General features: G+C 67.1%; 17 protein-coding genes. 9 read left to right on the plus strand and 8 right to left on the minus strand.

Annotated features, from left to right (window positions below; all coding sequences use genetic code 11):
• Position 1: 1 nt before the first annotated feature.
• Positions 2 to 277 carry an Lrp/AsnC family transcriptional regulator gene (locus NH2_RS17975; RefSeq protein ID WP_067655137.1) on the plus strand — a complete coding sequence of 92 codons (276 nt, stop codon included), beginning with the start codon at positions 2 to 4 and terminating at the stop codon, positions 275 to 277.
• 59 nt (positions 278 to 336) lie between these two features.
• Here NH2_RS17975 and trpD read toward each other — a convergent pair whose 3' ends face one another.
• Positions 337 to 1485 carry an anthranilate phosphoribosyltransferase gene (gene trpD / locus NH2_RS17980; RefSeq protein WP_067655810.1) on the minus strand — a complete coding sequence of 383 codons (1149 nt, stop codon included), beginning with the start codon at positions 1483 to 1485 and terminating at the stop codon, positions 337 to 339.
• A gap of 168 nt (positions 1486 to 1653) precedes the next feature.
• Entirely contained in the window at positions 1654 to 2049 is a 396-nt protein-coding gene (locus NH2_RS17985) for a hypothetical protein (protein ID WP_067655139.1), read from the minus strand.
• 96 nt (positions 2050 to 2145) lie between these two features.
• On the opposite strand from NH2_RS17985, the gene ctaE reads away from it, so the two are divergent.
• Genes ctaE through qcrB form a run of 4 tightly spaced genes read left to right on the plus strand, consistent with a single transcriptional unit; the run spans position 2146 to position 6543 of the window.
• Complete coding sequence (gene ctaE / locus NH2_RS17990) at positions 2146 to 2757, plus strand: aa3-type cytochrome oxidase subunit III (RefSeq protein ID WP_067655141.1); 612 nt, start codon at positions 2146 to 2148, stop codon at positions 2755 to 2757.
• 53 nt (positions 2758 to 2810) lie between these two features.
• Positions 2811 to 3674, plus strand: a complete 864-nt coding sequence (qcrC, locus tag NH2_RS17995) for a cytochrome bc1 complex diheme cytochrome c subunit (protein ID WP_084505632.1) — start codon at positions 2811 to 2813, stop codon at positions 3672 to 3674.
• A gap of 20 nt (positions 3675 to 3694) precedes the next feature.
• Positions 3695 to 4894, plus strand: coding sequence for a cytochrome bc1 complex Rieske iron-sulfur subunit (gene qcrA, locus NH2_RS18000; RefSeq protein WP_084505670.1), 1200 nt, complete (start codon positions 3695 to 3697; stop codon positions 4892 to 4894).
• Positions 4891 to 6543 carry a cytochrome bc1 complex cytochrome b subunit gene (gene qcrB, locus NH2_RS18005; protein ID WP_067655145.1) on the plus strand — a complete coding sequence of 551 codons (1653 nt, stop codon included), beginning with the start codon at positions 4891 to 4893 and terminating at the stop codon, positions 6541 to 6543. The genes qcrA and qcrB overlap by 4 nt, the downstream gene beginning before the upstream one ends.
• A gap of 96 nt (positions 6544 to 6639) precedes the next feature.
• On the opposite strand, the gene NH2_RS18010 is transcribed toward qcrB, so the two are convergent.
• Positions 6640 to 7134: a polyadenylate-specific 3'-exoribonuclease AS gene (locus NH2_RS18010; RefSeq protein ID WP_067655148.1), complete on the minus strand. Its 495-nt coding sequence runs from the start codon at positions 7132 to 7134 to the stop codon at positions 6640 to 6642.
• An 82-nt stretch (positions 7135 to 7216) separates the two neighbouring features.
• On the opposite strand from NH2_RS18010, the gene NH2_RS18015 reads away from it, so the two are divergent.
• Complete coding sequence (locus tag NH2_RS18015) at positions 7217 to 8602, plus strand: class II 3-deoxy-7-phosphoheptulonate synthase (RefSeq protein ID WP_067655151.1); 1386 nt, start codon at positions 7217 to 7219, stop codon at positions 8600 to 8602.
• Here the strand turns inward: NH2_RS18015 and pknB are convergent, their stop codons facing one another.
• Positions 8603 to 10537: a Stk1 family PASTA domain-containing Ser/Thr kinase gene (gene pknB / locus NH2_RS18020; protein WP_439951756.1), complete on the minus strand. Its 1935-nt coding sequence runs from the start codon at positions 10535 to 10537 to the stop codon at positions 8603 to 8605. It abuts the gene before it with no gap.
• Positions 10538 to 10685: 148 nt separating this feature from the next.
• On the opposite strand from pknB, the gene NH2_RS18025 reads away from it, so the two are divergent.
• Both NH2_RS18025 and NH2_RS18030 read left to right on the plus strand, forming a co-directional pair.
• Positions 10686 to 11054 (plus strand): Rv2175c family DNA-binding protein, encoded by a 369-nt coding sequence (locus NH2_RS18025; RefSeq protein ID WP_067655154.1) that lies wholly within the window; start codon positions 10686 to 10688, stop codon positions 11052 to 11054.
• Between the two features lie 80 nt (positions 11055 to 11134).
• The gene (locus tag NH2_RS18030; protein ID WP_157103832.1) at positions 11135 to 11386 is read left to right on the plus strand and encodes a hypothetical protein; all 252 of its coding nucleotides are present in this window, start codon (positions 11135 to 11137) and stop codon (positions 11384 to 11386) included.
• Between the two features lie 137 nt (positions 11387 to 11523).
• Here NH2_RS18030 and NH2_RS28880 read toward each other — a convergent pair whose 3' ends face one another.
• Both NH2_RS28880 and NH2_RS28885 read right to left on the minus strand, forming a co-directional pair.
• Positions 11524 to 13932 (minus strand): hypothetical protein, encoded by a 2409-nt coding sequence (locus tag NH2_RS28880; RefSeq protein WP_157103833.1) that lies wholly within the window; start codon positions 13930 to 13932, stop codon positions 11524 to 11526.
• A 474-nt stretch (positions 13933 to 14406) separates the two neighbouring features.
• Entirely contained in the window at positions 14407 to 15741 is a 1335-nt protein-coding gene (locus NH2_RS28885) for an NsdA family TPR-like regulatory protein (protein ID WP_501193509.1), read from the minus strand.
• 482 nt (positions 15742 to 16223) lie between these two features.
• Here NH2_RS28885 and NH2_RS18045 point away from each other — a divergent pair, with 482 nt between their 5' ends.
• Positions 16224 to 16445 (plus strand): hypothetical protein, encoded by a 222-nt coding sequence (locus NH2_RS18045; protein ID WP_067655166.1) that lies wholly within the window; start codon positions 16224 to 16226, stop codon positions 16443 to 16445.
• Positions 16446 to 16537: 92 nt separating this feature from the next.
• Here NH2_RS18045 and NH2_RS18050 read toward each other — a convergent pair whose 3' ends face one another.
• The gene (locus tag NH2_RS18050; RefSeq protein ID WP_067655169.1) at positions 16538 to 16867 is read right to left on the minus strand and encodes a hypothetical protein; all 330 of its coding nucleotides are present in this window, start codon (positions 16865 to 16867) and stop codon (positions 16538 to 16540) included.
• 133 nt (positions 16868 to 17000) lie between these two features.
• Positions 17001 to 18608 carry an alpha-(1->6)-mannopyranosyltransferase A gene (locus NH2_RS18055; RefSeq protein WP_067655172.1) on the minus strand — a complete coding sequence of 536 codons (1608 nt, stop codon included), beginning with the start codon at positions 18606 to 18608 and terminating at the stop codon, positions 17001 to 17003.
• Between the last annotated feature and the right edge of the window lie 41 nt (positions 18609 to 18649).

Consider the following 18649-nt stretch of genomic DNA (forward strand, 5'->3'; position numbering starts at 1 on the left):
CATGATTACCGCGATCGTGCTGATCCACGCCGACAACGCCCGCATCCCGGAGACCGCGCAGGCGGTCGCCGACACCGCGGGCGTCACCGAGGTGTACTCCTGCGCGGGCGACGTCGATCTGATCGCCATCGTGCGGGTGCGCGACCACGAGCAGGTCGCCGAGGTCGTCACCGCCGGGATCGACAAGGTGCCCGGCGTGCTGCGCACCACCACGCACATCGCCTTCAAGTCGTACTCCAGCGCCGATGTCGAGGCGGGGTTCTCGCTCGGCGAGTGAGGTCGTGCTCCAGCGCCGACGTGGCGGCGGGGTTGCTCGTTCGGCAGTGCGCCGGGCGCTCAGCCCGCCAGTACGGCGGTGAGCGCGACCCAGCGGTCCAGCAGCTCGGCGGCCTTCCCGCCGTCGATCGCGGCGGCGGCGCGCTCGATCCCGGCGCCGAGCGCGGCGTGCAGCGCGTCGCCGAGCGCCGCGTCGGCCGCCGTCGCGGGTTCGCGTGCGGCGTCCGCGCCGTGCGTGGGGCCGCACGCGGCGAGCGCGGCCGCGAGTTCACCCGCGGCGTCCGCGCCGGTCGCCAGGTCGTAGGCGACGATCGCGGCGGCCGAGTTCAGCAGCACGGCATCCCGCACCGGCCCCTTCGCCCCGGCGAAGACGTCCCGCGCGACGGCGGCGTTCACCACCGCGTCGCCGCCACGCAGCGCGTCGAGGGGCACCCGCGGAATCCCGACCCGCACCGGGTCGATCACGGTCTCCCGCCGCACCCCGCCGGAGACCACCCAGGCCACCGTGGTGTCCGAAGTGGTGATCTCGTCCAGCCCGTCGTTGCCGCGCACCACCAGCGCGCTGGCCCCGCGCTCGGCGAAGACCCCGGCGATCACCGGGAGCAGGTCGGGGAAGGCGCAGCCGACCAGCCCCGCGCGCGGCTGCGCCGGGTTGGTGAGCGGACCGAGCACGTTGAAGACGGTCGGGATGCCGATCTCCTTGCGCGCGGGTCCGGCGAAGCGGAGCCCGGCGTGGAAGAGCGGCGCGAAGCAGAAGCCCACCCCGACCTCGCGCACGCAGTGCGCCACCGCGTCCGCGCCGAGCGCCAGCTGCACGCCGAGCGCCTCCAGCACGTCGGCGCCGCCCGCCTTGGAGGACGCGGCCCGGTTGCCGTGCTTGACCACCGGCACCCCCGCCGACGCCACCACCACCGAGGACATGGTGGAGATGTTCACCGACCCGGAGCGGTCGCCGCCGGTGCCGACGATGTCGACCGCGTCACCGTCCACCCGCACCAGCGTGGCGTGGCCGAGCATCCCCGCGGCCATGCCGCCCAGCTCGGCGGGGGTGGGGCCCTTGATCTTCATGGCGACGCCGAAGGCGGCGATCTGGGCCGCGGTGGCATTGTCCGCGAAGATCTCGTCGATCACCCAGGTGGTGTCGTCCGCCGTCAGGTCGCCGCCGTCGGCGAGTACGCCGAGCACCTGGGGCCAGCTGCGCACGCTCATCTCCACCCGTTCTTCCTCGTCACGATGTCGGGTTGCAGAGTAGTAGGGGAGGGCGGCGCCGCGCCGCCGGATTCCGCCGCGGCGGGCGGCGGGTCCGCACCGCATCCGCCCGGCTCGGCTGCCGGCGCCCGGCGTCACAGGGGCGCCGACAGCCGGAGTTCCGCGGGCTCAGCCCGGCTGGAGCGCCTCCCAGCCCTCGGCCACTCCGTCATGGCGCTGGGCGAGCCCCGCCATGCGGGAGCGTTCCTGCGAGCAGTGCAGCGCGTCGAGCACCTGGACCCGCTGCAGCAACAGCAGTCCGGGCTCATCCGTCTGGGCCGGGGCATACCCGTCCTGCGCCGCCAGCTCGCACACCCGCGCGACGTGCTCGCCCGGCACCCGGAGGTGATGCCGCAGCACCACCTCGTCCGCCGGAACGAACCGATCACCCCGTTTCAGCGCCGCCGAACAGGCCTCGGCATCGTCGAAACTCGACGCCACCACCACCAGATCCGGCCGCGCCGGATCCAGACCAGCGGCTTTCGCCGCCCCGAACAGCCGCCGCCACCAGGGTCGCTCCACCATCTCCAGCCTCCTACGCGACGTGTTGTTCCCGACACGGCGAGCACGACTTTCGCACCCGGCTACCTCTGTCGTACTACGGCGAGTCATACTTACCCCGTGACGACCGCAGTAGGGACCCAAGGATCGGCCATTACCCAGCGTGTGCACTCGCTGAACCGGCCCAACATGGTGAGCGTCGGTACCATCATCTGGCTGTCCAGCGAGCTGATGTTCTTCGCCGGCCTGTTCGCGATGTACTTCGTCGCGCGCGCGCAGGCGAACGGGAACTGGCCCCCGGAGCCGACCGAGCTGAACCTGGGTCTCGCCGTTCCGGTCACCGCGGTCCTGGTCGCGTCTTCATTCACCTGCCAGATGGGCGTCTTCGCAGCCGAGCGGGGCGATGTGTTCGGGCTGCGGCGCTGGTATGTCATCACCCTGGCCATGGGCGCGTTCTTCGTCGCCGGGCAGGGCTACGAGTACTACCACCTGGTGCACGAGGGGACCTCGATCTCCAGCAGCGTGTACGGCTCGGTCTTCTACATCACGACCGGCTTCCACGGCCTGCACGTGATCGGCGGGCTGATCGCGTTCGTCTTCCTGCTGGCCCGCACGAAGATGAGCAAGTTCACGCCCGCGCAGGCCACCGCGGCGATCGTCGTCTCCTACTACTGGCACTTCGTCGACATCGTGTGGATCGGGCTGTTCGCCACGATCTACTTCGTCCGCTGACGCGGGCGTGGCGACAACGTAACGTCGGTTCCGTCTACTCCAAAGGGACACAGATGAGTTCATCTCCCCCGTCAGCGCCGAAGCCCGCCGGCCCCGGGAAGGGCGAGGCCAGCACGATCCGCAGGCAGCGCAGGCTGCGCAGGCGGATCGCGGGCGGCCTCGCGCTCCTGGTGGGACTGGTCGGAGCCGGCTTCCTCTCGACCGCCCTCACCCCGGAGCCCCAGGTGGCGACGGCGAACGAGGACACCTCCGCGCTCATCCGCGAGGGCAATCAGCTGTACGACACCTCCTGCATCACCTGCCACGGCGCCAACCTGCAGGGTGTCGAGGACCGCGGCCCGAGCCTGATCGGCGTCGGCGAGGCGGCGGTGTACTTCCAGGTCTCCTCCGGCCGCATGCCGATGACCCGCAACGAGGCCCAGGCCGAGCGGAAGCCGCCGAAGTTCGACCCGCAGCAGACCGACGCGCTCGGCGCCTACATCGCGGCCAACGGCGGCGGCCCCACCGTGATCCGCGACGAGAACGGCGAGATTGCCCAGGAGTCGCTGCGCGGCGACGACATCGGCCGCGGCTCCGAGCTGTTCCGGATGAACTGCGCCTCCTGCCACAACTTCACCGGCCGCGGCGGCGCGCTCTCCTCGGGCAAGTTCGCCCCGCCGCTGGCGCCCGCCAGCGAGCAGCAGATCTACGCCGCCATGCTTACCGGCCCGCAGAACATGCCGAAGTTCTCCGATCGCCAGCTGAGCGAGGAGGAGAAGCGGGACATCGTGGCGTACGTGCTGAACGTCAGGGAAGAAAAGGCGCCCGGCGGCTGGGACCTCGGCGGATTCGGCCCCGCGACCGAGGCGCTCGCCATCTGGGTGGTCGGCATCACGACGGTCGTCGGTGCCGCGATGTGGATCGGAACCCGGGTATGAGTGCAGAGGAGCGCAACGACATGGTCCGGCCGGACGAGGGATCCGAGAGCGCCGAGCGGCAGTCCGCCGCTGAGCGGCACGACGCTGCCGAGCCGACGATCGACCCCAAGGGTACCTTCACCGCCGAGCAGCTCGACGGGCTCTCCCGGGACGAGCTGGTCGCCATCGGCACCGCGCGCGACGACGTCGACGTGGCCTACCGCGCCGAGCGGTTCCCGGTGCCTGGCACCAGGGCCGAGAAGCGCGCGGAGCGGGCCGTCACCTTCTGGTTCGCGATCTCCGGGATCGCCGCGGCCGCGCTGGTCGGGGTCTTCCTCTTCTGGCCCTGGCAGTTCAAGGGCGCGAACGAGGCGGGGCACGCCGAGTACGCGCTCTTCACCCCGCTGGTCGGGCTCACCTTCGGGATCTCGGTGCTGGTCATCGGCATCGCCGTGGTGCTGATCCGGAAGAAGTTCATCCCGCACGAGCTCTCCATCCAGACCCGCCACGACGGCCCGTCGGACGAGGTCGAGCGGCGCACCCTCGCCGCCCAGATGTCGGACGCGCTGGAGACCTCCACGCTCGGCCGCCGCAAGATGATCACCCGCACCGCGGGCGCCGGGGTCGGCGTGCTCGGCGTCGGCGCGCTGCTCGTGTTCGTCGGCGGCATGATCAAGAACCCGTGGGCCAAGCGCGACAAGTCGCCGCTGTGGGTCTCCGGCTGGACCCCGGACTACGCCGGCGAGACCATCTACCTGCGCCGCGACACCGGCCGGCCGGAAGACGTCGTGCTGGTGCGGCCCGAAGACCTGGACGCGGGCGCCATGGAGACGGTGTTCCCGTGGAAGGAGAAGTGGCGTGGTGACTCGCACGAGATGCTGCAGTCGCTGCGCGGCATCCGCAATGCCGTGATGCTGATCCGGCTCCGCACCGAGGACGCGGAGAGCGCCATCAAGCGCAAGGGCCAGGAGAGCTTCAACTACGGCGATTACTTCGCCTACTCGAAGATCTGCACCCACCTCGGCTGCCCGACCTCGCTGTTCGAGCAGCAGACCAACCGGATCCTGTGCCCCTGCCACCAGTCGCAGTTCTCCGCGACCGAATGGGGCAAACCGATTTTCGGTCCGGCCGCCCGCGCCCTGCCGCAGCTGCCGATCACCGTCAATGCCGAGGGGTACCTCGTCGCCGCCCGCGACTTCATCGAGCCGCTCGGGCCCGCCTATTGGGAGCGTCGATCATGAGTGCAGAGGCAACCGGCGGCCGCGCCGCCGCCCAGATGAACGAGATGGACGAGCGCTACCGCGCCGCCGCCTTCGTGAAACGGTCGGTGAACAAGGTCTTCCCGACCCACTGGTCGTTCCTGCTCGGTGAGATCGCGCTGTACGCGTTCATCATCCTGCTGCTCTCCGGCATCTACCTCACGCTGTTCTTCGACCCGTCGATGACGCACGTCGTCTACGACGGCTCGTACCAGCCGCTGCGCGGCGTCGGCATGTCGCGGGCCTACGAAACGGCGCTGAACATCTCCTTCGAGGTGCGCGGCGGCCTCTTCGTGCGCCAGGTGCACCACTGGGCCGCACTGCTCTTCGCGGCGTCGATCATCGTGCACCTGTTCCGGATCTTCTTCACCGGCGCGTTCCGCAAGCCGCGCGAGGCGAACTGGGTGATCGGCTCGCTGCTGCTGATCCTGGCGATGTTCGAGGGCTTCTTCGGCTACTCGCTCCCGGACGACCTGCTCTCCGGCACCGGCCTGCGCGCCGCCTTCTCCGGCATCACCATCTCGATCCCGGTGATCGGCACCTGGATGCACTGGCTGATCTTCAGCGGTGACTTCCCCGGCGACATCATCATCCCGCGGCTCTACATCGCGCACGTGCTGCTGCTGCCCGGCATCATCCTGGCGCTGATCGCCGCGCACGTCGCACTGGTCTGGTACCAGAAGCACACCCAGTTCCCCGGCCCCGGCCGCACCGAGAACAACGTGGTGGGCGCCCGCATCATCCCGGTCTTCGCCGCCGACCAGGGCGCGTTCTTCGCCTTCACCCTCGGCATCGTGGCGATCATGGGCGGCGTGCTGCAGATCAACCCGATCTGGAATCTCGGCCCGTACAACCCGTCGCAGGTCTCCGCCGGTTCGCAGCCCGACTTCTACATGATGTGGACCGACGGCATGGCCAGGCTGATGCCTGCCTGGGAGCTCTACCTGGGCCGCTACACGGTGCCCGCCGCCTTCTGGGTGGCGCTCATCATGGGGCTGGTCTTCACGCTGCTGGTCGCCTACCCGTGGATCGAGCGCAGGCTCACCGGCGACACCCAGGCGCACCACAACCTGCTGCAGCGGCCGCGCGACGTGCCGGTGCGGACCGCGATCGGCGCCATGGCGATCACCTTCTACGTGGTGCTGACGCTCTCCTGCGTCAACGACATCATCGCGCTGAAGTTCGACATCTCGCTGAACGCCACCACCTGGATCGGCCGGATCGGCCTGCTCGTCGCCCCGCCGATCGCCTACTTCCTGGCGTACCGGTTCTGCATCGGGCTGCAGCGCAGCGACCGGGCGGTGCTGGAGCACGGCATCGAGACCGGCGTGATCAAGCGGCTGCCGCACGGCGAGTACATCGAGGTGCACCAGCCGCTCGGCCCGGTGGACTCGCACGGCCACCCGATTCCGCTGGAGTACCAGGGCGCGGTCGTGCCCAAGCGGATGAACCAGCTCGGCTCGGCGGGCCAGCCCGGCACCGGCTCGTTCCTGCGCGCCGACCCGGTGCAGGAGAGCGAGCGGAACTTCGAGCACGAGCACGCGGAGGAGCGCAAGCAGCTCGCCGTGCTGCAGCGGGTGCAGGAAGAGGCCGAGCGCAACGGTCACAACGGGAGCAACGGGCACCACTGAGCGCCCGGCTCTCCCGATCGGAACGGGCCCCGGATCCGCGCGGATCCGGGGCCCGTCCCGTGTTTGTGGCCGGTGCCGTGCCCGGCCGGGTTCCGATCAGCGGCTGCGCCGCCGGAAAGCCTCGATGGCGTCGAACTTGGCCAGGTTGTGCCTGGCGTCGGCGAGCGCGTCGTGCGCGTCGGCGGGGACCGGGGGCAGCTCGGGGCGGCCGTGCGCGTCCCAGTGCTGGCGCAGCTCGTTGGTGTAGCGCGGGAGCGCGGTCGGGAGCTCGACCATCGAGCCCCAGAGCTGGCAGAGCGCCACGTGGTCGTAGGCGGCGACCCAGGCCCAGAGCTCCGGCTGCACGGTCGGGCGGGGCAGGAAGAAGCTCTCCAGGTCGGTCCGGATGCGCTCGCGGGAGCGGCGCAGCGGCGAGTGCGGCGGCGGCAGCCGCGGCAGCACGTGCTTGCGCACCCACGGCCCGGCCCTGCTCTCGTCGAATTCGGTGGAGACGGCGTAGTATTCGCGGCCGTCCTCGCACACGACCCCGATCGAGACCAGGTCGATGGTGACGCCGTCCTCGATGAACTCGCAGTCGTAGAAGTAGCGCAGCGTGGCTCCTCGGCTCGGGAGGCGCCGGAGATCGGCGCCGCCCGTTCACCCTATGCGGTGCCCCGGTACGTATTCTGAACTGGTGAATTGGACCGTCGACGTACCGATCGACCGCTTGCCGGAACTGCCGCCGCTCCCCACCGAGCTGCGCAGGCGCCTGGACGCGGCGCTGGCGCGACCCGCGCTGCAGCAGCCGTCCTGGGATCCGGAGCAGGCCGCCACCATGCGCACCGTACTGGAGAGCGTCCCGCCCATCTGCCTGCCCGCCGAGGTGGAGGAGCTGCGCGAGCGGCTCGCCGAGGTGGCCCGCGGCGAGGCCTTCCTCATGCAGGGCGGCGACTGCGCGGAGACCTTCGCCGACAACACCGAGCCGCACATCCGCGGCAATATCCGCACCCTGCTGCAGATGGCCGTCGTGCTCACCTACGGCGCCAGCCTGCCGGTGGTGAAGGTGGCCAGGATCGCCGGGCAGTACGCCAAGCCGCGCTCCTCGGACACCGACGCGCTCGGGCTCAAGTCGTACCGCGGCGACATGGTGAACTCGCTGGTCGCCGATGCCGCGGTGCGCGAGCACGACCCGTCCCGGCTGGTCCGCGCCTACGCCAATGCCAGCGCCGCCATGAACCTGGTGCGCGCGCTCACCGGCGCGGGCATGGCCGACCTGCACCGGGTGCACGACTGGAACCGCGATTTCGTCGCGCAGTCCCCGGCCGGCGCCAGGTACGAGGCGCTGGCCGAGGAGATCGACCGCGGGCTGCGCTTCATGAGCGCCTGCCGGGTGAACGACCCGAGCCTGCAGCAGGCCAGGATCTACGCCAGCCACGAGGCGCTGGTCCTCGACTACGAGCGCGCCATGCTGCGGCTCGCCGAGAACGCCGCGGGCGAGCCGGTGCTCTACGACCTCTCCGCGCACTTCCTCTGGATCGGCGAGCGCACCAGGCAGCTGGACGGCGCGCACATCGCGCTGGCCGAGCTGCTGGCCAACCCGATCGGCATCAAGATCGGGCCGAGTACCACGCCGGAGCTGGCGGTGGAGTACGTCGAGCGGCTGGACCCGAACAACGAGCCCGGCCGGCTCACCATCGTCTCCCGCATGGGCAACAACCGGGTGCGCGACATCCTGCCGCCCATCGTGGAGAAGGTGCAGGCCACCGGGCACCAGGTGATCTGGCAGTGCGACCCCATGCACGGCAATACCCACGAGGCCTCGACCGGCTTCAAGACCAGGCACTTCGACCGGATCGTGGACGAGGTGCAGGGCTTCTTCGAGGTGCATCGCGGGCTCGGCACGCACCCAGGCGGGCTGCACATCGAGCTCACCGGCGAGGACGTCACCGAGTGCCTCGGCGGCGCCCAGGAGATCTCCGACCTGGATCTCTCCGGGCGCTACGAGACCGCCTGCGACCCCAGGCTCAATACCCAGCAGTCGCTCGAGCTGGCCTTCCTGGTCGCGGAGATGCTGCGGTAGCTACGGCAGCGCGGTCAGCGCGATCAGGGAGCCCGCCTGCACGTTCGCGCCGACCCCCGGCGTCTGACCGATCACCACCGACCCGTCCGACGGGGTCAGCTGCCGTACCTGCACCTGCAACCCGAGCTGCTGGAGTTCTGCGCGCGCGTTGCCGACGCTCTGGCCGACCACCAGCGGGATCTTCACCGCGTTCGAGACCATCAGTACCACCGTGTCGCCGGACTGCAATTGGGTGCCCGGCTGCGGGTCGGTGCCGATGGCCTTACCGCCCTCGGTGCCGCGGTCGTACTGCTCCCTGGTCTCGGAGATCTCCAGCCCGGCGGCCTGCAGAATGCTCGCCGCCTCCTCGGTGCCGCGGCCGCTGACGTCCGGCACCGTCACCGGCGTCGAGCCGCGGCTCTTGAACACCTTGACCTGGCCGCCGGTCGGCAGCACCGTGCCCGGCGCCGGCTCCACCCTGGCCAGCGTGCCCTTCGGGGCGCTGCTCCCGGTCTCACCCGCGTCCACCGGGGTGAGCCCGGCATCGCGGATGGCGCGGTTGATCGCGCCGATATCGGCGCCCGCGTTCGCCTCCGGCACCCGCGGCCTGCCGCTGGAGACCAGCACCCCGACGGTCGAGCCCTTGGTCACCCGGGACCCCGCCGACGGGTCACTGCCGACCACGCCGCCCACCGGGACCGTGTCCGAGGCCTTCTGCCTGATCTCGGTCTCGAATCCGGCCTCGGTGAGCGCCGCCACCGCGCGCTCGGTCGGCATTCCGGCGACCGCGGGCACCGCCTCGTAGCGGCCCGCGCCGAACCACCAGCCGCCGACCCCGACCACCAGCGTCAGCACCGCGACCAGCGCCACCCAGAGCCACACCGTGCGCTTCTGCCGGTGCGGGTCGCCCGCGTACGGGTGCTGCTGCTGCTCGTAGGGGTCGTAGCGGCGCGGCTCCGGCAGCCCCGGCGCGTGGTGCATGGCGGTGCCGTGGTCCACCGGCCGCGCCGCCGTCTGCACCCGGGTGTGCTGCGGCTGCTGCCTCGGGGGCGGCAGGGGCATATCGGCGACGCGCCTGCTCGAGCTCGTGTGCTCGGCGGATTCCCGCGGCGCGGGCACCCGGTAGGCGGGCAGCGCCAGCGAGGCGGCGATGCCGCGCAGCTCGGCGGCCATCTCGGTGGCGTCCGCGAAGCGGTGGCTCGGCTCGCGGGCGGTGGCGCGGGCCACCAGCTGGTCGAACTCCGGGGGCACGCCCTCGATGAAGGCGCTCGGCGGCGGCACGTCGTTCTCGATCCGCTGGTAGGCGATCGACAGCGAGTTGTCGCCGGTGAACGGCGCCCGCCCGGTGAGCAGCTCGAAGATCAGAATGCCGAAGGCGTAGACGTCGGAGCGAGCGTCCGCGGTGCCGCTGGTGACCTGCTCGGGGGAGAGGTACGCGGCGGTGCCGAGAATGACGCTCGCCGAGGTCGTCGTCGCCGCCGCGACCGCGCGGACCAGGCCGAAATCGGCGATCTTCACCTCGCCCGCGTCCGAGATCAGCACGTTCTCCGGCTTGATGTCGCGGTGCACCAGCCCGGCCCGATGCGCGACCCCCACCGCGCCGAGCGCGGGCTCGGCCACCGCCCGCACCGCGTGCGGCGGCATCGGCCCGCGCTCGCGCAGCAGCTCGCGCAGCGTGCCGCCCTCGACCAGCTCCATGATCAGGAACGGGTGCTCCCCGTCCACGCCCTGGTCGTACACCGCGACCAGCGACGGATGCTTGAGCTTGGCCACCGAGCGCGCCTCGAACTCGAACCGGGCCAGGAACTGCGGATCGGCGGCGAAGCGCGGATCCATCACCTTGATCGCGACCGGGCGATCCAGCCGGGTGTCGACGCCGCGGAAGACCGTCGACATGCCGCCCCGGGCGATCGGCGCATCGATGCGATAACGCCCTTCGAGCATCTGGCCGATCACGTGTTCCTCCGGATTCCGAACGTCCACCCCCCGCTGTGCCGCGCGGGAGGCGATGCGGCCGCCCGGTGCGGCCGGTGTCGATGGTATCGGCGCGGACGTCGCGGGTGGATCACGACGTGCGGGAACCGACCGTCTACCGTAGTTGCCCGTGAGTTCCTTTCCCTGCAGCGAGGATGTGCTTCCGGCCGACGTCGAGCTGCTGAACCTGCCCGATGTCGCCGAGCAGCTCGGCATCCCGGTCACCCGGGTGCACCAGATGTTGCGCGATCACCAGTTGCTCGCGGTCCGACGGGACGGGGTCGCCGGGGTGCCCGCGCGGTTCTTCGACCGTGATGGGGCTGTGGTCCGGATGCTTCCCGGGTTGATCACCGTCATGCGGGACGGGAAGTACACCGACGAGGAGATTCTGGAGTGGGTCTTCACCGACGATCCGTCGCTGCCGGGGAAGCCGGTGGATGCGCTGCACGGGGATTTGGCGCGGGAGGTTGTTCGCCGAGCCGCGGCGGATCCGTTCTGATCGGGTAGTTCGCTCAGCGACTTGCCCACAGGCCGAGGAGTTCGCGCGCCTCGGGCATCGCGGAGTGGAGACGGACAAGGGTGAGCGCGTCGGCCAGCCGTCGCTGCAGCCGGGCCGATGCCGGCCCCGCGATGGTGGCGAAGGTGTCGGTGAGCTGGCCGCAGGCGGCGGCGATGTCGCCGCTCCGGATCAGGTTTGTTCGTCAGATGCAGTTGCCAGGACGCCCGCTCGGGCGGCCAGACGCTGGAACCGGCATTCACATCGGCGAGGTGCGCGGTGGCGGCGGCGTGGTCGCCGAGGCCCTTCCGTACAGAACCCGCGCGCCGCGCTGACCGCCCGGTCTGCACCGGCTGACCCATGATAGGCGAGCCGGTCGTGGTCTTCGGTGACGCGTCGCGGCATCGGCCTGAAGGCCACTGTACGCACCCGGCGTTGCGCTACGCTTGGTCCGGAAAACAGTAAACGGTGGCTATTGAACTTCCACACTCCCGACCGTCGATTTTGAATGGTTGGCAACTGAAGCTCCCAAAGTTACTGGCCGCCGGGGAAATTTGGACCACAGATCTGAATATTCAGAAGACCGCCCATCGAAGTATCTAAGCATTTCGTTCGGTTCTTCAAAGATTGCAGAATGAAAAAGAAATTGCGGCGACTCCAGATCGGGCATTCCCAGCCAGTCGAAACTGGTCGGCCTAAAGAAGGTTACCTCTTGTCCTCCGTACCCCTTCAATCCTACCGTTGACCTGCCCCACTCGTCAGTTACACTACCGCTCCGAACGTACAACGTTCGAACGATGCCGGACTGCTCTGCTCTTCGAATAGCGGCTCTCACAGATTCGAGCGCGGCCGTAAGCTTGTTGACATCTGCACTGGATCGCCGAAAATGGAGCAACGAGTTGCGTGATTCGACGATTCCCGACGCGGTCAGGGCTCGGGAGAACTCCTTCAAGTCGAGTATAATTTTCGTGCGCGATTCGGGTAGCAGATCCAAAAATGCTATGGTATGAAGTAATGGAAATTCCTTGATTTTAGTCTTCATGTGATATTCGGGCAGGTCGACTCGGGAGTACAGCTCAGTGTCGATATCGTTCTGCATCGATTTCAAATGCTCGGCCAGGATATCGAACCCTCGAATTATCGGATAAAGCGTGTTATTCTCTCCGAAAGAAATTTGGTCGCTGTTCATGGCAACTGAAGCTTGTGCGAGAGTCTCCATCACGAAAGAGCGCGACATCTCATAGTCGTAGACAAATGGTCTAGCACTATTCAAATGATCCGAGCATAGTGCCCATGTCGAGTACACCAGCGCATTCTCAAGCATCCCTTCCAGGCCTCTGAAGTACACACCAGCTCCGGCTGATATCTTATCCTCGTCGGCAACAGTGCTCAAACTGGCGGTTTGCGCAAGGTTGGTCATTTCATTGTGCTTGCGCCAAAACTCCGAATGCGATCCATCTTCTGCTACTGGATCGAATCCCAATTTCCATACGATAGAATCAACTAGATAGTCATCACCGTCCCGCTCGGACCAGGATACGCCAAGTCTGGAGCACGCGCGATCTGCCTTCTCGCGATCACGCAGAATCAGTCGGCGGACTACTGCATCCGGAGTCGTTGTGCGGATAAATGTCTCAAGCTTTCCTTTATTCCCGAGTCCCCCAATCGAGCGCAGTTGCCAGCTCAGGTCCGAGTCGGCACCTTCATCTGAGGAAGGAAAAATCTCACTGAGTAATTTCCTGAGCCTGAGCTGCGGCAAGCCAGGCATATTGGAAACGAAACGAATACCGTGCGCACCTAGTTCGGGCTGAAGATCCCAAGCGCCTAGAGCTGCTTTCTGATGAATCCGCAATCTTCTGATCTCACCTGTTGGTACATCGATCATACCGCTCTTCACGCACTCGTCGACTGCAGATGCGATTACGCTATCTGACTGTATCAGGAGCAATTGTATGATTTCGGCATGCGACAGGTTAGAGACCAATGCCTCCCAAGAGCCACTTTTTCCGTGATTTTCGAGGAATGTTCGAACAGGTCTCGCCATCCCTTTGTCGATAAGATATCCCAATAGTAGGCTTAATTCTTTCAGCGACATCAGATCGGCCAACGCATATGGAATAGAGGAGGGATCTAAGTCATCAAAAAATGCTCGTTCCGGCTTGGTCACCTCCTCTATAAAGCCCGCCCAATCGGAGGGGTCGAGTTTCAACTTCTTCAGATATTCGTCCATTCGAACGTATGCTCGATTGATCAAGGCGTCGGATGACGTAGAGAGATATACGCTGTGTAGCATCCCGCATAACGGATCGGTGCAGTGCTGCAATGACAATCGCTGCCTTGGAATAAATCCACGGCTGTATTCGCTTCGAATCACGCCAAAGGGGCCCACAATGACGTCGTCTGCCTGCCAAACCCCTTTGGGGGTCACGTCCAGAACGCGTTGTGTCTCATCCTCGTTGAGATACTCCCGTTCCTCGGTGAAAGAATCCGCAACTGCGTCGTACAGGAATCGCCCAAAAATGTACGGGAATCGCAACTCCCCAGCCAGAATCTGCTTCCCAATGCTTTCGACAATAGCGTCAAGATCCAAGCCGTCAATGTTTATCAATACGTCCAGGTAGGCCAATTTGAGGAGGCATTGAAGCTTGGCCTCTTTGACTCCAACTTTTCCTTTTGCTACTAGATGATTGATCGCCTGTTGACCTTGCTCGCTCAAAGCTATCGCATCATTTAGATCATCGGGAATTCTATAGTTTGGGCCAATGATGCACCCTTTAAGTAATGATGAAATGGCAATAGTGCGTATGAACTTAGTTCGCCATCTGGAAGATTCATATTTTTCGAGCAGTTCGGCTTTGGTGTACCGCTGAGGATTCGCCAACGTGCCCTCCGTTTGCCTTAATCGACTTACGTGAGCCTAACGTGCGCGAGCCGATTGCCCTAATTGGGTCTTGGACTCGATGGGCCGCCCCCGCACATAGGACCGACCGGTATCGAATTCTGCACATGCTGGTGAGGGGCGCGAGAGGTCATTGAGTTTGACCAGATGGTGTCTTGTGGGTCCTGTGCGTCTATGAAGGCCAGCGCCTGATCGAGCCTCAGGTTGAGTGAGCGAGGTTCGCGAGCTGGGCGACTCCGGCCATCGCGACCGCTAATCCGTTGTCGCGCTGGCAGCAGTCACGCAGGATCTTTCAGGTCTTCATGTGCGCAAAAGGGCATGCCCTACTCGTATCCGGACCTGCGGGTGCGCGGCGTTGTGCTCCTGCCTCCAACCGGGCAGTTCGCATCTTCGCCTCCTGCGCTGGGGAGTGATCGCGGATGTTTCCCGGTACCCGCTGTCAGCGATCACCTCTAGCTACGGGCTGGTGCCCGACGGCAAGCGCAAGTCGATGCAGCCGATGGCAGATGAGTGTCGCGTTGACTTGGGCCGTCCATACCCGGCTCCCTCCAAAAACTTCCGCAGCTGCCGGGCCTCGGCGCGGACGGGTGGTGCGGGGTCGATGGTTTCGATGTAATCAATCGCTTCCAGCAGACCGGTGGCTGTCCGGCTCGAGCGCACCTCATCGACGAGCGGAACGAGCTGCCGAAGTGTGTCCTCGGCTTCTCGCCAGGCATGCGCATGGATCTGAGCGCTGAACAGTGACGCCAAGTGGATGTAGCGGGATCGGATCTCCCGGCGTGGAACGGCCTCCGCGGACGCGTGGAAGGCATCGACCGCGCGGGCCCATTTGCCGTCATCAGCCCACACCATCGCCTCGTGCCACCCCAACTCCTGGTCGTTGATCCACCACACCCACGCCGGATCGTTGTCGGTCACGCCGTCGAGGTAGCGCGACCGAGCCTGGGCGAAGGCACGGGCAGCACCCTGCTGATCGCCTCCCCGCGCCAGGGCGCGAGCCTCACGGACGCGAAACATCGCTTCCAGCCGCGGTGAAAGCGACTCCTGACCCAGCACCATGCGGGCGATGCGCAGCGCTTCGACAGGTCGGCCGAGGTAGCCGGCGTGCATGGACATGTTCTGCAAGGTCAGCAATTCGATGCTGCGGTCACCGGCAAGACGCGAGAGTTGCAGAGCCTCGCTGTTCACCTGGCGTACGAGTTCATGTTCACCTGCGTCATAGAGCAGCCATCCGACGACTTCGCCGAGTTCACCGGCGGCAGCATAGAGATCCCGCTCGACCGCTGGCTCACAGCGAGCCACACCGAGCTTGCGGTGTACCGAGCGGAACAGTTGCAGGGCCGCTCCTGAGGACTGATCGCCACCGAAGGTGGCATCGAGATCCACCAGTTGACGGATGCGGCTGTGCAGCGATTCGACGTAGTCTCCGTCGAGATCGGGGGAGGCGATAGCCGTTGGAGCGGAGGGTAGATCAACCAGCGACGGAGATGGCGGCAAGACGGGTTCGGCATCGTCGGATGAACGCCCGTGCCGTTCCCGCCAGACGGCCTCGCCCTCGGCCACGATCTGATCGAACCGTGCCCGGTCCTCGGGCGAGGTCCGGCGTTCAAGGGTGGTGTCCAGAATCCCCTGGGTCATCGAACGAGGCCTTACGCTGCCCAGGCCGCTGCGCCAGTTGTTGATCGTGGTGGTCTCCACGCCGAGTAGCGCGGCATAGTCCCGGATCGACTTACGCATGGCTTCTTGCAGCGCCGCTGCTTCGAAGCCCGTCCATTCCCGCCCGCGTACCATCGCTTCAATGCCTCAATCTTGGTCCTGAACTGGGCAAACCCCTGAAAACCCCTACGCTCCGCCCCCATTGTGCCCCCACCGGGACAGTCCGCGCCAAACCCTTTGTGGCCCAAGGTCTATAGCGGTACCCGGCACCGGGTCGACACCGCCTAGCCTGCCCGCCCGGGCGGTGCACCGGCGGCCCGACAGACAGGGGCGCCCGTGGCCTTCCCCAGGCCCTCGGTGCCGGGTACCTCAGCCCGCTTGTCTTCCGTCGAAGGTCGGGAGGCCCGCACATGGAGGTTCCCGGACCTGATGGCCATCGCCTGCCTGCTTGTCAGGAACCAGTTGCTGTCGATGGTCGAATACGAGGATCACGGCACGCCGTCGGGAACGGCGGCACATCGCGCTCGCACTGCACGTGCTACTGCACGATGTGCAAGCTGCCCGCGCCTCCTGCGCGATGGTCAGCGAATCACGCTGGGTGCGCGGGCGGCGTCCTGATGAGGACGCTCGGAACCTCTCCGCTGCCGCACGAGCCCGATGTGCGGTTGTCGGTGTTCATGCACGGCACCCAGTTCGACTTCGCTGCCTGCCTCACGGCCGCGCTGCTGTTCGTGCAGGAGCACCAGCAGCGGCGCTATGTCGATGCTGTTGCCGTCTCAGCGCACGGTGCCGAGAGCTTGCCGCGGCTGCCGAATGAGCGGCTGTATTTGGAGCCGTAGTTACCTTCCCGAGAGCACCGTCGTCGGTGAGCGGTCCGGACAGCGCGAAGGCTGGGTCTCTTTGGCTGATGGAGGCACGGGCCCCCACTTCCTCAGGCCGAGGCGATCTGGCTGAGCTCGGTGAGTTCAGGGAAACGGCCTTCCCATGCACGCCTGGTATCTGTCGGAAGCCAGATGGAGGACCACAGCCGCTTCAACGTCGCCGCATCGAGGTAGGTGTGCAGGTCAGCGGGGCTGGCGGCTTCGTTGATGACCGCGCGATACAGATCGACGATTCTGCCGGGACGATCAAGGTCGTAGCTAGCGCGTCCCGACCAGTCGAGGTGCACGGGTAGGTGGACGACACCGGCTGTGGGGCCTGTGAGCAGGCGCAGGTCGTCGGGAACCACAGCGGGCTTCCTGTAGCGGGTCGGGTTGCTCATAAGCTTCTCGCGATCCAGTCGTCGAGCTGGCGGCTCCTGACAGCGCGAAGGCCGGGTCCCGTCGTCCGGCGGGGATCCCGGCCTCACTTCCTCGCACCCCGCAGGGGGAGGCTGTAGTACCACTGTAGAGCAGTCAGGTGTGCGCCGGAACGACCGTTGGCGTGGTCACCGCCGTACGCGTCGAACGCAATCGCAGCGGATCAACCGTGCGCAACGACAGCGCCGCGACCACGGCCGCGAAAACCGCGAGCGCGACGTGCCAGAAGTTGTACAACCCGATCGACCCATCCGGCTGGAAGACCAGCATGAGCCAGGTACACAACCCGACCAGCACCTGCAGCGTCCCGAGCGAGAGCGCGAAACCGGCGGCCAGGGCCAGCGGCCAGGAGTAGTACCAGGGCAGCGCGGCGGGGGAGAGGATGACGATCGCGACGAAGGCGATCATGATCCCGGCGACCGCCTCGCGTTCGCTGTCCTTGAACCGCCACCAGGTCCAGGCCAGCACGGCGACCAGGGCGAGCATGCAGAGCAGCCGGGTGATGTCGAGCACCTGGCCGATCTGCAGCGGGGAGACCCAGGTGAGGGCGTGCGCCATGACGGTCGGCAGCGAGAGCCAGTTGATGATCTTCTTCGAGCCCGACAGCGCGGTGAGCCAGCCGATGCCGACCCCGGCCAGCGCGGAGGCGGCCACGAAGACCGCGGCGAAGACGGCGAGGCCGAGCCCGGCGATCTTGGCGAACATAAGCGTCGGGTGGGGTAGCTCGGCGCTCTCGGAGTCGTCGCCCGCGGCGCGCTGGGCGGCTCGGCGTTCGCGTTCGTGGATCATCCAGATCCAGACCAGGAAGGGCAGTGCGACGCCCGCGGTGGCCTTGATGGCGACGCCGATCGCCACCACCACGATGCCGGCCACGTGGTGCCGCTCCAGCACCAGCGCGATGGCGGCGCAGAGCAGGCCGACCATGAGCATCTCGTTGTGCACGCCGCCGATGAGGTGGATCAGCACCAGCGGGTTCAGTACCGCGAGCCAGAGTGCGACGGTCGGCTTGCCGCCGAGGTGCTTGGTCAGGTACGGCACCGCCCACATCATGAGCGCGAGGCCGGGCAGCATCACCAGGCGAAGGGCGATGGTGCCCGCGACCACGTTGTCCCCGGTGAGCATGGTGATGGCGCGGCCGAGGAGCAGGAAGATGGGGCCGTAGGGGGCGGTGGTGGTGGTCCAGACCGGGCTGACGTTGTCCAGCAGTACGCCGGGGTTGGCGACCGGGCCGACCTGGTACGGGTCGAAGCCGTCGCGCAGCAGCGCGCCCTGCGCCAGGTAGGAGTAGGCGTCGCGGCTGAACATGGGGACCGCGAAGAGCAGCGGGAAGATCCAGATGCCGACGATGGCGCGCAGCTCGTTCAGCGTCACCGAGGAGCGCACGCCGCCGGTGCCGAGCGTGAGCCGGCCGAGCCGCACCCACGCGGTGATCATGAGCAGCACGCCGATCCAGATCAGGATGGTGGAGAGCGCGTAGCCGTGGCCGAAGCGCAGCCAGGAGAGGTGCGCGGCCTCCAGCAACGGATCGCGCTTGCGCACGCTGCCCGCGCCGAACCCGCCGAAGGTGATCATGACCGCGCCGGCCAGCCCGAGCAGCGCGGCATGGCCCTCGGGGCTGCGCACGAAGTCGGCGGCCACCCGCATCCGGCCGCGCGGGGGCGCGGAGCCTGCGGCCGGGGTGACGGTGGAAAGGGTTTCGGTCATCGGTCTCGGGGCGTGTCGGGGGAAACCATTCGGAGCGGGTC

It is taken from the genome of Nocardia harenae NBRC 108248 (genome assembly GCF_001612885.1).
Lineage (GTDB): Bacteria > Actinomycetota > Actinomycetes > Mycobacteriales > Mycobacteriaceae > Nocardia > Nocardia harenae.

Bases quoted from the DNA above. Each gene is read 5' to 3' on its own strand.
- NH2_RS17975 (WP_067655137.1), top strand. From the start codon at position 2: ATGATTACCGCGATCGTGCTGATCCACGCCGACAACGCCCGCATCCCG.
- trpD (WP_067655810.1), bottom strand. From the start codon at position 1,485: ATGAGCGTGCGCAGCTGGCCCCAGGTGCTCGGCGTACTCGCCGACGGC.
- NH2_RS17985 (WP_067655139.1), bottom strand. From the start codon at position 2,049: ATGGTGGAGCGACCCTGGTGGCGGCGGCTGTTCGGGGCGGCGAAAGCC.
- qcrC (WP_084505632.1), top strand. From the start codon at position 2,811: ATGAGTTCATCTCCCCCGTCAGCGCCGAAGCCCGCCGGCCCCGGGAAG.
- qcrA (WP_084505670.1), top strand. From the start codon at position 3,695: ATGGTCCGGCCGGACGAGGGATCCGAGAGCGCCGAGCGGCAGTCCGCC.
- qcrB (WP_067655145.1), top strand. From the start codon at position 4,891: ATGAGTGCAGAGGCAACCGGCGGCCGCGCCGCCGCCCAGATGAACGAG.
- NH2_RS28885 (WP_501193509.1), bottom strand. From the start codon at position 15,741: ATGGTACGCGGGCGGGAATGGACGGGCTTCGAAGCAGCGGCGCTGCAA.
- NH2_RS18045 (WP_067655166.1), top strand. From the start codon at position 16,224: ATGAGGACGCTCGGAACCTCTCCGCTGCCGCACGAGCCCGATGTGCGG.
- NH2_RS18050 (WP_067655169.1), bottom strand. From the start codon at position 16,867: ATGAGCAACCCGACCCGCTACAGGAAGCCCGCTGTGGTTCCCGACGAC.
- NH2_RS18055 (WP_067655172.1), bottom strand. From the start codon at position 18,608: ATGACCGAAACCCTTTCCACCGTCACCCCGGCCGCAGGCTCCGCGCCC.